The organism is Planctomycetota bacterium (assembly GCA_016207825.1).
Taxonomy (GTDB): Bacteria; Planctomycetota; MHYJ01; order JACQXL01; family JACQZI01; genus JACQZI01.
The window spans coordinates 14,888-29,409 of record JACQZI010000030.1 but is presented as its reverse complement, the minus strand read 5'-3'; the positions used below and the strand labels follow the sequence as shown (position 1 = coordinate 29,409).

General features: G+C 47.3%; 15 protein-coding genes. 10 read left to right on the top strand and 5 right to left on the bottom strand.

The window, feature by feature from the left end; all coding sequences use genetic code 11:
- Positions 1-42 precede the first annotated feature (42 nt).
- Entirely contained in the window at positions 43-528 is a 486-nt protein-coding gene (locus HY811_10745; GenBank protein MBI4835275.1) for a hypothetical protein, read from the bottom strand.
- 96 nt (positions 529-624) lie between these two features.
- Here HY811_10745 and aspS point away from each other — a divergent pair, with 96 nt between their 5' ends.
- The 5 genes from aspS to lipA all read left to right on the top strand — a co-directional run bounded on the left by aspS (position 625) and on the right by lipA (position 5,507).
- Positions 625-2,469, top strand: coding sequence for an aspartate--tRNA ligase (aspS, locus tag HY811_10740; GenBank protein MBI4835274.1), 1,845 nt, complete (start codon positions 625-627; stop codon positions 2,467-2,469).
- Positions 2,470-2,529: 60 nt separating this feature from the next.
- Positions 2,530-3,045, top strand: coding sequence for a nitroreductase family protein (locus tag HY811_10735; protein ID MBI4835273.1), 516 nt, complete (start codon positions 2,530-2,532; stop codon positions 3,043-3,045).
- A 129-nt stretch (positions 3,046-3,174) separates the two neighbouring features.
- Positions 3,175-3,753 (top strand): elongation factor P, encoded by a 579-nt coding sequence (gene efp, locus HY811_10730; protein ID MBI4835272.1) that lies wholly within the window; start codon positions 3,175-3,177, stop codon positions 3,751-3,753.
- Between the two features lie 33 nt (positions 3,754-3,786).
- The gene (gene lipB / locus HY811_10725; GenBank protein ID MBI4835271.1) at positions 3,787-4,482 is read left to right on the top strand and encodes a lipoyl(octanoyl) transferase LipB; all 696 of its coding nucleotides are present in this window, start codon (positions 3,787-3,789) and stop codon (positions 4,480-4,482) included.
- Positions 4,483-4,646: 164 nt separating this feature from the next.
- On the top strand, positions 4,647-5,507 hold the full coding sequence (lipA, locus tag HY811_10720) for a lipoyl synthase (protein MBI4835270.1): 861 nt from the start codon (positions 4,647-4,649) through the stop codon (positions 5,505-5,507).
- Between the two features lie 794 nt (positions 5,508-6,301).
- On the opposite strand, the gene HY811_10715 is transcribed toward lipA, so the two are convergent.
- The 4 genes from HY811_10715 to HY811_10700 are packed head-to-tail and all read right to left on the bottom strand — an operon-like array spanning position 6,302 to position 11,340.
- Positions 6,302-7,279, bottom strand: coding sequence for a metallophosphoesterase (locus tag HY811_10715; GenBank protein ID MBI4835269.1), 978 nt, complete (start codon positions 7,277-7,279; stop codon positions 6,302-6,304).
- Complete coding sequence (locus HY811_10710; protein ID MBI4835268.1) at positions 7,279-10,212, bottom strand: PDZ domain-containing protein; 2,934 nt, start codon at positions 10,210-10,212, stop codon at positions 7,279-7,281. Before HY811_10710 ends, HY811_10715 begins: the two co-directional genes overlap by 1 nt.
- Complete coding sequence (locus HY811_10705; protein ID MBI4835267.1) at positions 10,203-11,072, bottom strand: acyltransferase; 870 nt, start codon at positions 11,070-11,072, stop codon at positions 10,203-10,205. Before HY811_10705 ends, HY811_10710 begins: the two co-directional genes overlap by 10 nt.
- A gap of 37 nt (positions 11,073-11,109) precedes the next feature.
- Positions 11,110-11,340, bottom strand: coding sequence for a glutaredoxin family protein (locus HY811_10700; GenBank protein ID MBI4835266.1), 231 nt, complete (start codon positions 11,338-11,340; stop codon positions 11,110-11,112).
- 103 nt (positions 11,341-11,443) lie between these two features.
- On the opposite strand from HY811_10700, the gene trxA reads away from it, so the two are divergent.
- From trxA to HY811_10675, 5 genes are read left to right on the top strand one after another with little or no spacing between them, the layout of a single operon-like run.
- Positions 11,444-11,770, top strand: coding sequence for a thioredoxin (trxA, locus tag HY811_10695; GenBank protein ID MBI4835265.1), 327 nt, complete (start codon positions 11,444-11,446; stop codon positions 11,768-11,770).
- A 14-nt stretch (positions 11,771-11,784) separates the two neighbouring features.
- Complete coding sequence (locus HY811_10690; protein ID MBI4835264.1) at positions 11,785-12,753, top strand: GDP-mannose 4,6-dehydratase; 969 nt, start codon at positions 11,785-11,787, stop codon at positions 12,751-12,753.
- 3 nt (positions 12,754-12,756) lie between these two features.
- Positions 12,757-13,212 (top strand): dTDP-4-dehydrorhamnose 3,5-epimerase family protein, encoded by a 456-nt coding sequence (locus HY811_10685; GenBank protein ID MBI4835263.1) that lies wholly within the window; start codon positions 12,757-12,759, stop codon positions 13,210-13,212.
- The gene (locus tag HY811_10680) at positions 13,209-13,610 is read left to right on the top strand and encodes a GxxExxY protein (protein ID MBI4835262.1); all 402 of its coding nucleotides are present in this window, start codon (positions 13,209-13,211) and stop codon (positions 13,608-13,610) included. The genes HY811_10685 and HY811_10680 overlap by 4 nt, the downstream gene beginning before the upstream one ends.
- A 36-nt stretch (positions 13,611-13,646) precedes the next feature.
- Positions 13,647-14,495 carry an MBL fold metallo-hydrolase gene (locus HY811_10675; GenBank protein ID MBI4835261.1) on the top strand — a complete coding sequence of 283 codons (849 nt, stop codon included), beginning with the start codon at positions 13,647-13,649 and terminating at the stop codon, positions 14,493-14,495.
- Positions 14,496-14,522 lie beyond the last annotated feature (27 nt).

Genomic DNA, 14,522 nt, shown 5'->3' with positions numbered 1-14,522 from the left:
GTGCTAACAGGTGGGAGGGCGTTAAGTTTGGGCGCCTCTTCTTTATTTCACATCTGGGCTTGAGGTTTCCTCCATTACTTTTTTCACATATTCGTAAGCTTTATTATCACTATTCTCTGAATTCAAAGCGTCTATAAATCCTTTTACTACTTCTTTTTTCCTGTTTTCATATATATCCTTTTTGTTTTCAAAGTAATGAATTAACAATGCTGCCCAAGCGGCTGCCCCATGAAAAGCATAGTGAGGCCCATAGTTAATCATTGGCGAAGTTGTATTTGTTGCGTGCCACTTAGGCTCTTTTGCCTCTGGATAAAAATTCTTATATAACAAGGAGAATTTTGTGTCGCAGATTTGTTCCTTTGTTTTTATGTATAAAAAATAATTCTCTATCTTGATTTTCCCGCTATTGATATCAAAGTAATGTTCTGTACAAGCTATATGTGACCATGGATTTATAATAAGGGTGACGAGGATAAACACAAATAATGCTGCTATAATGATGCCTGATACAATAATGACTTTTTTCACGATAAGATAAGTATACCATCCTTTCATTACAGGTCAAATGTAATTGTTACCGATTTTATTTTGACTTATCGGCGAAATGTTTATAGATTAGGTTTTATGAATTACCGGACGCACACTTGCGGAGAGCTTAATGCCAAGGCAGTCGGGCAAGACGTTACCTTAGCCGGCTGGGTGAAGACGCGCCGTGACCACGGCGGGCTTATCTTCATAGACCTGCGCGATCGCTACGGGTTTACACAGGTGGTATTCAACCCCGAACGGAATAAAGACGTCCATAAATTAGCCGAACAACTCAAGCCCGAATACGTCGCGCTCATAAAAGGCACGGTCAATAAGCGCCCGGACGGTATGGTCAACCCCAAAATGGCGACAGGTGAGATAGAGGTCTTTGCCAATGAGCTTACGATTCTTGCCAAAAGCGAGACGCCTCCGTTTATGCTCGATGAAATAGATAAACTGCCTGCGGAGGATATCCGCTTAAAATACCGCTACCTTGACCTCAGGCGCGCCGAGATGCAGAAGTGCTTTATCATGCGCCATAAGATAACGCAGGCTATCAGGAATTATCTGGATAAGCAGGGTTTCCTTGATATAGAAACTCCGTTTCTCACTAAGAGCACACCGGAAGGCGCGCGGGATTACCTCGTGCCCAGCCGCACCGTCCCCGGACATTTCTTCGCGCTTCCTCAGTCACCGCAATTATTCAAGCAACTCCTGATGGTTGCCGGGATGGATAAATATTACCAGATAGTCCGCTGTTTCCGCGATGAGGATTTGCGCGCCGACCGCCAGCCCGAATTCACCCAGCTTGATATCGAGATGTCCTTTATCAAAGAGGATGATATCATCAATCTGATAGAAGGCCTGCTGGTCGAGGTCTTTGAAAAGGCTGAACTGCAGCGAAGTCCCCGAAGTCCCGCCTTGCGGGACGGAGGCGGGGCTGATAAGAAGATAGAGATTCCGTTCAAGCGGCTGGATTATAAAGAAGCGATGGGCTCTTACGGGACGGATAAGCCGGATTTGCGGTTCGGGATGCTCTTACATAATATTACGGATATCGCGGGGAAGAGCGAATTCAAGGTCTTTAAGGAAATAATACAGTCGGGCGGGATAGTCAAATGCCTTAATGCCGAGAAATGCGCTGCCTTCTCACGCAAGGATATAGATAAAATCACCGAAGTCGCCAAGGAATACGGCGCGGCCGGGGTGGTTCCGTTCAAGCTGGAAAAGGACGCCTTGACCGGACCGGTTGCCAAGTTCTTTTCGCCGGAGCTACAGAAGGAAATCATCGCCAAGGCCGGTTCCAAAGAGGGTGATTTAATCCTGATTGTTGCCGGGTTAGATTCTATCGTTAACGCCGCGCTTTCTGCAGTCAGGGTTTATCTGGGCGGTAAGTTAGGATTAATCAAGCGCGATGACTATAAATTCTGCTGGGTTGTGAATTTCCCGCTGTTTGAATATAGTAAAGAAGACAAGCAGTTGACGAGCACCCATCATCCTTTTACCTCGCCGACGGATGAATCCATGGCGAATCTGGAAGAAAAGCCTTTGGAAGCCAAGGCAAAGGCGTATGATGTTATTCTGAACGGGACAGAATTGGGCGGTGGAAGCATCCGTATCAATACGACCGAGCTGCAGCAGAGGATATTCAACCTCTTAAAGATTACGCCTGAGGATGCGAATATGAAATTCGGATTCCTTCTGGAGGCATTAAAATACGGCGCGCCGCCGCACGGCGGGATTGCGCTCGGAATGGATAGGATGGTAATGCTGCTATTAGGCCTGGATTCCATCCGCGATGTGATTGCCTTCCCCAAGACCACACAGGCAAGGTGCCTGATGACCAATGCGCCGAGTGAAGTGGATGAGAAACAGTTGAAAGAATTGGGGATACAATCAATTTCTGCCACAGAGCCACGGAGCGCTCAGAGAGAAAAATAATTATAGTTCTTACTCTGTGTCCTCTGTGCCTCAGTGGCTAATTATAAGGAGGGTGAAATAATGAATATCTACGAAATTATCAAAACGCGTAAGAGTATAAGGAATTATAAAGCCGATTCGGTTCCGGAAGAAAAGCTGATGAATGTATTGGAAGCCGCGCGTCTGGCGCCCTCCGGCAAGAACGGACAGCCCTGGCGTTTTGTCGTGGTGAAGGATAAGAAAATCCGCGAGGCGCTGGTCGATGCCTGCAAGGGGCAGAAATATTTTATCCAAGCGCCGGTTGCAATTATTGCCTGCGGCTCGGATGCCGAATCTTACCAGAAGCAGGGCGGTTATATGACGAGCATGGTTCTGGATATCGGGATAGCCATGGAGCACCTTGTGCTCGCCGCTACGGAAGAAGGATTAGGCACCTGCTGGATAGGCGCGTTTAACGAGAATGATGTCAGGAAGATTTTGAACGTGCCGTCTAATCTGCGGGTGGTTGCGTTGACGCCGCTCGGCTTCCCGGATGAAACCCCCGCGCCCAAGCCGAGAAAAGAATTGAAAGATATCGTCATAGAAAACCGGTTTTAATAATTCGTCTGATTTGTTCCATTCGTGAAATTCGTGTTTTTCTTTGCGTCTTTGCGGTGAGAATATTTTCTTGACTTGGTTTTAATTAATCATATAATCTATAGCCTTTCGTCACTATAGAAATAGTTTATGATAAGTTCAACGGATATCAGAAAAGGAATGGTTATCAAGTTCGAAGGCGAACCGTACGTCGTCATGGATTACCAGCACGTCGCGCCCGGCAACTGGCGGGCGATGGTGCAGGTCAAGATGCGCCACCTGAAACTCGGGCATGTCAAAGAGAACCGTTTCCGCTCCGAAGATAAAGTGGAACAGGTTTTTGTCGAAGGCATCGCCATGGAATACCTTTATCAGGACGGCGAACATTTCGTCTTTATGAACCTTAAGACCTACGACCAGATAATGCTTAACAAGGAGGTTATCGGCGATGGTCTTGGCTATTTAAAACCGAATACCGAAGTGCTGGTGAATTATTACGACGGGGAAGCCATCAGCATCCTGATGCCCAATACGGTTGATTTGAAAGTCATAGAAACCGAGCCGGGACTTAAAGGCGCCACGGTCACCAATGTTTATAAATCGGCAAAGGTCGAGACAGGGATTATCATCCAGGTGCCGCCTTTCGTGGAAAACGGCGAGGTCATCCGCGTGGATACGCGCGAAGGCAAATATCTCGAAAGAGTCAGGGAAGGCGGAAATAAATTCTGATTTCCGGATTCCTTTTTGATTTAGGGTTTAGAAATGAAGCAATGCACGGTATTTAAACTGGGACTTATCCCTTACGACGAGGCATTATCTTTCCAGTTCGAGCTGGTCGAGCGAATCAGGGAGCATAAAGGTAAGGACAGCTACCTGGTATTACTGGAACATCCTCCGGTCATAACAGTCGGCAGGAACGGAAACGCCAAAAATATTCTTGTCAACGAAGACGAGCTGAAGAAGAAGGGGATTGCCTTACGGAAAATAGACCGCGGGGGAGATGTGACCTATCACGGGCCCGGGCAGCTGGTCGGCTACCCGATAATCAGCCTGGCATACCATAAGAAAACAATCCGCCAGTATGTGGAGCTCCTGGAAGAAGCGATGATTCAAACGCTGGAGCACTTCGGTGTTAAAGCCGAGAGGAAGCCCAAATATATCGGCGCCTGGGTGAATAATGAGAAAATCGGATTTGTCGGCGTGCGCGTTTCCAAAGGCGTCACTTACCACGGCTTCGCGCTGAATGTCAATCCGGATTTGAATTATTTCAATTATATCAACCCTTGCGGGATAAACGGCTGTAAGATTACGTCAATCGGAAAGCTGACAGGTAAGAACCCGGTGATGAGCGATGTGACGAAAGAGTTCGTCAGTTGTTATAATAAGATATTCGATGTCGAGCCGACGGTGGTAAAGACGCACCTTTCGTATATTCCCCAAAAAGTGGCGATGCTTTAGTGGTTCCGGCAAAAACTACTAATTAGCCACGGAGACACAGAGTTCACAGAGAGAAATTATTATAATAAAGTTATGAAAAGAAGACAAGGTTCGGATATTCCAGAGTTATTATAGGATTTTGCATTTCTCGGTGTTCTCTGTGCCTCTGTGGCAAGAGGCCTTGAATGAGTAATTTTCCCGAATGGCTTAAGCGTAAAACCCCTCCTTTGGGCGAAAGCCTTAAGACAAACCAGCTGTTGGAAAAACATTCCGCGCATACAGTCTGCCAAAGCGCCCGTTGCCCGAACCTGATGGAATGTTTCGGCAAGGGAACGGCGACCTTCCTGATTCTCGGAAATACCTGCACGCGCTCATGCCGTTTCTGCGCTATTGATGGGGGCGCGCCCAAACCGGTTGACCATGCCGAGCCCGAACGCATCGCCGAAATCAGCAGGAAGCTCGGATTAAAACACGTGGTGGTCACCTCGGTAACGCGCGATGATTTACATGATGGCGGGAGCAGGCATTTCGCCGAGACTATAAGAACTCTCCGTAAAGGCCAGCCGGAAGCGAAAGTGGAAGTGCTTACTCCGGATTTCAAGGGCAATGAAGAATCGTTGAAGGAAGTGCTTAATGCCAAGCCGCATGTCTTTAACCATAATCTTGAAACCGTTCCGCGGCTTTATCCGGTAGTCAGGCCCGGCGCGGATTATTACCGTTCGCTTAATCTTTTAGGCATGGCGAAAAAGATATCGCCTGATATAATCGTTAAATCCGGTTTGATGCTCGGCCTTGGCGAGACGGAAGAAGAAGTGATTAATGTGTTATCGGATTTAAAGGCAATCGGGTGCGATATGGTAACCATCGGGCAATACCTGAAACCCAAGAAGGATGAGAGATGCCTTGACGTGGTAAGGTTTGTCCATCCGGATGAGTTCAAGCGCTACGAAAAAGCCGGATATGAAATAGGTTTTAAGGCGATTGCTTCGGGCCCGTTTGTCCGCAGTTCCTACGGGGCAGGCGAGTTATTCGCGAGTCAATTCTAAATACATTCCAATTAACAGACAACAGGATTACACCGATTAAACAGAGTAAGATTTTTCCCTTGTCAGTAACTAAGCGAAAAGTTATAATCCTCCGTAGGAGGGGTATATTACTCAAAGAAAAACAGGAAGTGTCCGAATTTCCCTGAATGATTTATACCGCGGGATGAATGATTCATCCCTAAGGCTGAATGGTTCAGCCCGTGGGACAGATGGTTTATCCCAAAGGATGAATGGTTCAGCCCGCGGGATAGATGGTTTATCCCAAAGGATGAATGGTTCAGCCCAAGGGATGAAAGGTTTGTCCCCAAGGCGGAAAAAGTTATCCCTGGGTCGGAAAGTTTTAGCCCTGAGAATAGAAAGCTTGTAGAACCCGCCAAACTCAATATAACGCAGAATTAAGGGGTTAAAATGAATATAAGCAATTAAGCGGGGGGTATATACCCTACCTACCCCCGTTTCAAAACCCCTATCCCCTCTATTGGTCAGGCTATTTTCCCCGAATTGTACATTAATTGATACTCACCACATTAATGTCCTAAGAGAATCACTTTGACTGTCATTCCCGCCCCGCTTGTCACTATAGTCCAGCGGGATAAACTCCAGCGAGAATCCAGTCAGATAAAGTCCCGCCTCGGCGGGATGGATTCCTGCCTGCCCGTCCGGTCAGGCGGGCTTTCGCCCCACTCTGCCGAAGGTTCCTATTATCGGCTGCCCCTACGTCAGCATAATCGGGCGTCATCGCCAGAGGGGTGTCCCCGAATCCCGTCCCGCAATCGGTGATGTTAAGTTTAATCTTAAGGGAGCGCCATTCCGGATACTTCCAAGAGCATTATTTCCGGTTTACACAAGAACCTGACACGCGGGGCGTGTTTTATTCCTTCCAATCCGATTCCGCGGTTAACATACATCATTGTCTCGCCGGATTTATACCAGCCGGCTTCAAAGAGCTTGCCGTATCTGGAGATGGTCACCAGCGCGCCGTAAAATGGAATCCTTACCTGCCCGCCGTGCGTATGCCCACAAAGCAGGAAATCAAATCCCACCTCCTTGACATCAGGCAGGATATCCGGCAGGTGGGAAAGCAGGATATTAAGCCCTTCTTTTTCCGGTTCGAGTTCCTCGACCATTTTGGCCGGGTTATACCAGGCGCCCGGGCAGGAGATGCCGTGTAAGCTGATTTGCGAGCCGTGGATATTCAATATTATTTTACGGTTATCCAGTATGGTAACGCCGGATTCTTTAAGGACTGCCATAGTGTGTTTCGTATCCCAGTTGCCGCTGACCGCGTAAATGCCGAAAGGCGCTTTCAGTTTTGATAAGAAGTTTTTCAATGGTTCATCCGGCGTCCCTTCGTTTAAATAATCGCCGGTTATGACGATAATATGCGGATTGAGTTTGTTGACCATCTCCGGCACGGTCAGCTCGCGTTCACCTTCGCTCTCAATATGCAAGTCTGATAAATGGACTATGCGGATAGGGGAGACTGCCTCGCCGGCAGGCGGGCCGGTTATCTTTTTAGAGGTGTAACTGAATGAATTGATTTCCACAAGGTTCGGCTCAATCAAGTGGCCGTAAAGGACGCATAAAATCAGGATAGCATCTATTGACAAGACGGAAATAAATAAGGCTTTGTTGTCCAGGCGCGAAGCAGTGAGCGTTCGCTTAAGAATGTTTTTCCGGATTCGCCGGAAGGCAATCAGCAGGTTTATTATCAAGAGAATTATTACGGCAACAAAGATGATGTAAAACGGGTAGTGGACTTGTAAGAGCATTATTTAGTTAAATCTTTTATGCCGGACTGTAATTCTTCCTCGGAAAGTTCGGACAGCTTTTTATTGAGGCGAATGGTAATCGCATATTCTTTTTCAACTTCAACCGGCGAAATTTCTCCTTTTTGGTGATATTTGTCTTCCTTTGAATCCTCGTCCAGGAATATGGAAAGGCTGTAGCCGCCGTGGTAGCTGTTGCCGGCGCCGTTTTTGCCCAGGACAGAATTATATGTATCTTTCCCTGCGGCGTCGTAGAAAAGGCAAAACCCGTTGTGGGCAACCGCGCCCACGGAAAAGCCGCCTTCATAGTCATAGGTATCGTTGCCTGCTTTATCAATGAATACGGTGGCGGTCAAGTCCCAGGATAAACCGGCGTGTACGCCGCAGTAAGAAGCATAATGGTCGTCGCCGGCCTCATCCATGAAGAACCCGAGCGCGGAATGGGCGGTGAATCCCTGGGCGTAGCGCGTGCCGATGTAAGTATCGCTATTTTCGCCTCCGTCGTAAAGCAAGCCCCAGCCGAAGAAATAGCCGCCGCCCTGGGAGAATGTCCCGGCTTCATAACGGTCGCGGCCGTTTGCGTCAATGAGTATCCCGATTCCGCCCGAGCGTGACATCCCGCCATCCGCGTAACAGCGGATGCCTGTGCCGGAGCCCTGTGAAAATCCGTTGAATGTCCCGATGTTTTCCGGGTAGCTGTTGGGCTGGCTGGCGGTGGCGTAATAATCGTCATTCCCGTTTTTATCCATCAGAAGCCCGCAACCTTTGGTCGAGGCGAATCCCTGGGCGAACATGTTTGCCTGGTAGCGGTCATCGCCGTCGTTATCTATAAGGATGCCGAGCCCGAAGAATCCGGCGCCCTGGACGTATTCCTTTCCGCGGTAAATGTCATTACCTTCTTTGTCATAAAGCACGCCGATACCGAAAAATCCCGAGCCCTGTCCCCAATCCTGGGCGACATAGGCGTCGTTCCCGGCAAGGTCAACCACAAAAGCCGAGCCTAAAATACCGGTTCCCTGGCAGGCGTAATTATAGGATGAATATGTATCGTTGCCTTTGTAGTCTATAATTATCGAGGACGGCCTTTCCAGCGATGACGCGCCGGTATCGGCATAGAAATCATTTCCGCCTAAATCTATTATCACCGCGTGAAACTCCAGGTATTGGTCGTTATCCCTGTTGCCGATGATGATTTTTCCCCATTTGGTGTCTTTGGCGATGTCTTTATCGCCGGCGTCTTCGGACAATCCTTTGAGGTAAGCTTCGTCAAAGAGCGAGGCGACGACTTGTGCTGATTTCAAGAGCTTGGCATAATCCACGCGTTCTGCCAGCGCGAGTATTTCACGGTCGATATCATTGCGTTTTTTAATCTCTTCGGGGTCGGAGAAATGGAAATCGCGGATATAACGGTTGGTAAAACCGAAGATATTTTCGGAGAGGAATTTCATTTCCGATTTAGTCAGCCCTTCAAACGCCTCGTCACGCAGTTTAGAGGCAGTTTCCAGGACGGATTCTATCTGCTTAACATGTTCTTCCAGTGATATCCCTGTTTTGAGGGACGGTATTTCCGCGGGTATTTTATGCGGATATTCGGACATATCCATTTCCCGCCCGATATAAGAGATAAGCAAAGGCAGGACGGAGATATTTGAAGTGCTTTGCAGCTGGTTTAGGAAATCAGCCGATATTTTCTCCATCTTAAACGGGTCGCGGTGCAGGTATTTTATTTCTTTAAGCCTGAATGCGTCCTCCCATTTCTCGTCATCGGTATAGCGTTTCAGAAGGTCGGCGTATTTATCCGTTATTGCGGTCCATTCCATTATTTGGCTTATGGATTCTTCAATCGGGTGCTTGTAATTTTTTAGTTCCGGGTGGAGCGTTTCATTATCCCAGTCTTGAGGTTCTTTGGCGGAGGCGAATTCCGGCCGGGCGCCCAGTATTACCGGGATGATAAGCTTATCATGCTTTTTGGTAAGAGTCGCCTGGAGTTCGGAAGGGATATTCAGTTTTTCTATTTTTTCCATAAGCTTGTCTATTGATATATTCATAGGCTTGCCGTTAAGCATGGTGCTTAATATATGGTTTTCGCGCAAGACGGTTACGTTCATCGTCGTTCCGGGCTTTTTGCTTTTGATGGATTCGGAAAGGGTTGCCAGGGGAGATGTTTCATCGGTTTTGAATGATTGGGAGTCGTAATTGATAATGATATCTTTATCCTGCAACCCGGCTTTTTGCGCCGGAGTATCGGGAACGACCTGGTCTATCCTGACGCCTTTTTGCCCTTTAGGTTCGCCAAATGGTTCTAAATCGTTGACATCAGACAGTTGGACGCCCATCCACGCCGATGGCGCGGTTGGGGTAATCGGTTCTGCCGGCGTTTCCTCAACGGGCAAAGGGTAAGCGGGTGGTATATTTTTTGCTTTTATAGAAAACTCAAGCGGAGTAAGTTTCTTGCTTACGAAAAGCGAAACGGTTTCGCCGTGCTTTAAGCCGTTCCAGAATTCACGGTATTTGGATGGTAAATCAGGGGTGGAAAGTTCTTCTTTCTTATCTCCGGCTGAAAGCGTGATTTTTTCTTCTTCCCGGATAAGGTTTAGCCTGACAGGGGCGTTCGTGGGCAATGAATAAAGCGATGTTTTTGCTTCAGCCAGCGTGCTTGTCTTTTTCCCGTTTATTACGGTTAATTGGTCGCCTGCTTTAATGCCGGCATGTTCGGCGGGAGAATTCCAGAACAAATCCTTGATTAATAATTTGTTGCCGGATTCTTCCAGCAATATCCCGAGCCATAGGTTTTCTTTTACCAGCACCATTGTTTCCGGCTGCTTTGGTTGCGGCAGTTGTTTATCCGGGGTGGGGACGAAAGTGGTCGTCTGGCACGAAATCAAAGCAAAGACAAGCGGGATTAATATGCCGCGGCAGATATTTTTTATAAGCATGGCGTCCTTTCGATATAAGTTTCCGGGCGGCGGTCCCGGTAGAATTGCCATTTGTCCCTGACTTCGGTTATTTTATCGAGGTCCAAATCGGCAACCAGCAGTTCTTCTTTAGTGCGCGAGGCCTGGCTGATAATCTGCCCGCGCGGGTCGGCAAAGAAGCTTGTGCCGTAGAATTCGCCGATATCCCAATATTCTTTTCCTACGCGGTTGATTACGCCGACATAGTATTGGTTAAATGCGGCATGGGCGGGCATTTCCAGTTTCCAGATGTGTTCGGATAATCCCGCGACGGTCGCGTTGGGGTTAAAAACTATTTCCGCGCCGTTTAATCCCATGATTCGCGGCCCTTCCGGGAAGTGGCGGTCGTAGCAAAGATAAACGCCGATTTTGGCGTAAGCCGTTTCAAATACCGGGTATCCGAGGTTACCGGGGCGGAAATAGAATTTTTCCCAGAAGCCCGGGAAGCAATGGGGGATATGGGACTTTCGGTATTTACCGAGGTATTTGCCGTCCGCGTCAATCACTACGGCGGTGTTGTAATATTCGCCTTTCATCACTTCTTCCATTAAAGGAACAACCAAAACCATCTTATATTTCTTGGCAAGCTGCTGCATGAGTTTGGTGGTCGCACCCGAAGGGACTTTTTCCGCCATATCATACCAGCGGTGATTCTGCTCGGCGGCAAAATACGGCCCGTAGAATAATTCCTGCAGGCATAAAACCTGGACCTTTTTACGGTGCGCTTCGGCGATTAGCCTGACGTGTTTATCCACCATTGCTTTTTTGATGGCGCTATTGGATTCCTTGGGCCCTTTGGCATTAGCCGCTTGAATCAATCCGCATCTGACAATTCTTGCCATATCACAAGCTCCTTATTTATTCAGGGACGTGGTTTTATTAAGACAGCAATTTATCAATCTTGGCCGTATCAAAACCGATTATGATTTCCTTGTCGATTACGATTACCGGAACTCCCATCTGCCCGGTTAATTTGACCATTTCATCGGCTTTGGCGCGGTCAGAGGAGACATCGCAATTCTCGAACTGGATTCCCTTGTTTTGCAGATACTCTTTTGCCTTCCGGCACCAGGGGCAGGTCGGGGTCGAATAGACCTTAACTTGTTTCATACATTCTCCTTATATAAGTTATACAATATATATAAATATTTTCTTGCGTTTGTCAATAAGATTTGGTAATGATGACGAACAAGTTAAAAATGAGAGGTGCTGTATGTCAGAAAATGTTGTAGCGATAACAGATAGTAATTTTGAAAACGAAGTGACCAAAAGCAGCCTGCCGGTGTTGTTGGATTTTTGGGCGCCCTGGTGCGGCCCCTGCCGGATGTTGGGCCCGATAGTTGAAAAGCTTGCCGATGATTATAAGGGCAAAGTCAAGGTAGGAAAGGTTAATACAGACGATAATCCGGAAACCGCGACGAAATACAGGATTTCGGCCATCCCGACCCTGATGATATTTAAAGGCGGCAAATTAATGGAACAGATTGTCGGGATGCGTTCCAAGGATGAACTAGCCAAGCTGGTGGATAATTATATTTAAGAGTCAGGAAAACAATGCGTTATTTAATCACGGGCGGCGCCGGCTTTATCGGGTCGCATCTTGCCGAGGCTTTGCTTAATAAGAAACACGAAGTATTCGTTATAGACGACCTTTCAACCGGCTCCATAAAAAATATCGAGCATATCAGGAATAATCCGCGGTTTTATTACGCGATAGACACCATTTTCAACGAGCCGGTCCTGGCGGAATTGATTGACCAGAGCGATGTCATTTTCCATCTGGCGGCGGCGGTCGGGGTGCGGTTGATTGTGGAAAGCCCGGTCCGGACTATCGAGACGAATATCTCCGGAACGGAAGTGGTTTTAAGGCATGCCTCCAAGAAAAAGAAGAAGGTTTTTATCGCTTCCACATCAGAGGTCTACGGCAAAAGCAATAAGATTCCGTTTAAGGAATCGGATGACACGATTCTTGGCCCCACTTGCCGTAGCCGCTGGAGTTACGCCTGCTCCAAGGCGATAGACGAGTTTTTATCAATCGCTTACTGGCGCGAGAAAAAAACGCCCACGGTCATCGCCCGCTTGTTTAACACGGTCGGACCGAGGCAAACCGGCAGTTACGGAATGGTCATCCCGCGCTTTGTCCAGCAGGCGCTTTGCGGTGAGCCTATGACGGTTTACGGAAACGGGAAACAATCGCGCTGTTTCACCGCGGTGACGGACGTGGTCGGCGCAATTATTAAGTTAGTTAATACCAATAAGGCGGTGGGAGAGGTTTTTAATATCGGCAGTAAAAATGAGATCACCATAAATGAACTTGCACGCAAGATAAAAGCCAAAACCAACAGCAAATCTACCGTAAAACATATTCCTTATGATAAAGCCTACGAATCAGGATTTGAAGATATGCTAAGGCGTGTCCCGGATTTAAAGAAAATAAATAAAACCATCGGCTATAAGCCGACCAAGAATATTGACCAGATACTGGATGAGGTAATCGCATATACGAGAAAGACAGGGGCTTAATATATGATAAAAGATGTTAAGATTAAGCAGTTAAAGCCGATTCCGGATGAACGGGGGCGTATTATGGAAATCCTGCGTTCGGACGATGATTTATTCATCAAATTCGGGCAGGTATACATTACTACCGCTTACCCGGGCGTGGTTAAAGCCTGGCATTACCATAAAAAACAGGCCGATTCTTTTTGCGTTGTGCACGGGATGATGAAAGTGGTTTTATACGATTCCCGGGAAGGCTCCGCGACCAAGGGCGAGGTTAACGAATTTTTCATGGGCGCATATAACCCGATTCTCGTCCAGATTCCTCCATTTGTTTACCACGGGTTTAAATGCATCAGCGAAGAAGAAGCGATAATGCTTAATTGCCCGACCCAGCCGTATAATCCGAAAGAACCGGATGAATACCGTTTGCCGTTTGATACGCCGGAAATCCCATATAACTGGGAGCGGAAAAACGGATGATTTTACCACAGAGAAACAGAGGACACAAAGTGGATAATAAGATTACGGAACAGATTATCGGAGCCGCTATTGAAGTCCACCGTCATTTAGGTGCGGGATTGCTGGAAAGTACTTACGAAGCATGCCTGTGTAAAGAATTAAAATTGCGTAATATTGAATTTCAAAGCCAACTCCCGTTTTCTGTTGAATATAAGGGCTTAAAAGTTGATTGTGGATACCGTTTAGATTTACTTATAGAAAAATCGGTAATTGTAGAAATTAAATCCGTAGATGAAATATTACCGATTCATGAAGCCCAGTTGATAACGTATTTGAAATTAACAAAGATACGTATTGGATTATTAATTAATTTTAATGTTCCCCTTTTAAAGGATGGGCTCAGGAGATTTATTGTATAATCTTTGTGGTCTCTGTGTCTCTGTGGTGAGGGAGATATGAAACTCGGAAGCGTAAATATTAATATAGTCAGCGACGGGTTTTTCAGGCTTGACGGGGGGGCGATGTTCGGGATTGTCCCGAAAGCCTTGTGGGAAAAACGCATTAGCGCCGATGAACAAAACAGGATACAAATGGGGCTGTGGTGCCTTGCCATACAAGCAGGCGGTAAAAACATCCTGATTAATACCGGCGTCGGGCCGAATGAGAAATATAACAAGCGTTTCCTGGAGATTTACGCCATTCAGCACCCGCCTGACCTTTTTTCCAGTCTTGCCGCCTGTGACTTAAAGCCGGAAGATATTGATATGGTGGTTAATACCCATCTTCATTTTGACCACTCCGGATATAATACCGTTCCCGATGGCAATAATAAATTCAAACCGGCTTTCCCGAATGCGAAATACATCGTGCAGAAAGCGGAGTGGGAAAAAGCGGTTGCGCCGACCGTCCGCACCCGCGCCAGCTACCGCCCGGAAAATATCATGCCTTTGAAAGAATACGGCGTCCTGGAGTTGATTGACGGGGAAAAAGAGATTGCCCCTGGAGTGAAAGTGAAACCGACCGGCGGACATACCAGGGGGCATCAGGTTATCTTGTTTAGCTCCGGAGGGAAAAAGGGTGTTTTCTGGAGCGACCTCATCCCGACGACCGCGCATCTTGATTTGCCTTACGCGATGAGTTATGACCTCTACCCGGAAGAAACCATGGAATCAAAAGGATTCCTTATCGAACAGGCCGTGAAAGAAAAATGGATTTGCTTTTGGGAGCATGACCCAAAAATTAATTGCGGCTACTTGGAGCGAAAAGGAGATAAAATAGAGGTCCTTCCGGCAGAGTGTAAATAATCGTTAAGCCAATATTTTATAGGAGAA

Excerpts from the sequence above, each read along its gene's own strand:
- aspS (MBI4835274.1), top strand. The coding sequence starts at position 625 with ATGAATTACCGGACGCACACTTGCGGAGAGCTTAATGCCAAGGCAGTC.
- HY811_10735 (MBI4835273.1), top strand. The coding sequence starts at position 2,530 with ATGAATATCTACGAAATTATCAAAACGCGTAAGAGTATAAGGAATTAT.
- efp (MBI4835272.1), top strand. The coding sequence starts at position 3,175 with ATGATAAGTTCAACGGATATCAGAAAAGGAATGGTTATCAAGTTCGAA.
- lipB (MBI4835271.1), top strand. The coding sequence starts at position 3,787 with ATGAAGCAATGCACGGTATTTAAACTGGGACTTATCCCTTACGACGAG.
- lipA (MBI4835270.1), top strand. The coding sequence starts at position 4,647 with ATGAGTAATTTTCCCGAATGGCTTAAGCGTAAAACCCCTCCTTTGGGC.
- HY811_10715 (MBI4835269.1), bottom strand. The coding sequence starts at position 7,279 with ATGCTCTTACAAGTCCACTACCCGTTTTACATCATCTTTGTTGCCGTA.
- HY811_10710 (MBI4835268.1), bottom strand. The coding sequence starts at position 10,212 with ATGCTTATAAAAAATATCTGCCGCGGCATATTAATCCCGCTTGTCTTT.
- HY811_10705 (MBI4835267.1), bottom strand. The coding sequence starts at position 11,072 with ATGGCAAGAATTGTCAGATGCGGATTGATTCAAGCGGCTAATGCCAAA.
- HY811_10700 (MBI4835266.1), bottom strand. The coding sequence starts at position 11,340 with ATGAAACAAGTTAAGGTCTATTCGACCCCGACCTGCCCCTGGTGCCGG.
- trxA (MBI4835265.1), top strand. The coding sequence starts at position 11,444 with ATGTCAGAAAATGTTGTAGCGATAACAGATAGTAATTTTGAAAACGAA.
- HY811_10690 (MBI4835264.1), top strand. The coding sequence starts at position 11,785 with ATGCGTTATTTAATCACGGGCGGCGCCGGCTTTATCGGGTCGCATCTT.
- HY811_10685 (MBI4835263.1), top strand. The coding sequence starts at position 12,757 with ATGATAAAAGATGTTAAGATTAAGCAGTTAAAGCCGATTCCGGATGAA.
- HY811_10680 (MBI4835262.1), top strand. The coding sequence starts at position 13,209 with ATGATTTTACCACAGAGAAACAGAGGACACAAAGTGGATAATAAGATT.
- HY811_10675 (MBI4835261.1), top strand. The coding sequence starts at position 13,647 with ATGAAACTCGGAAGCGTAAATATTAATATAGTCAGCGACGGGTTTTTC.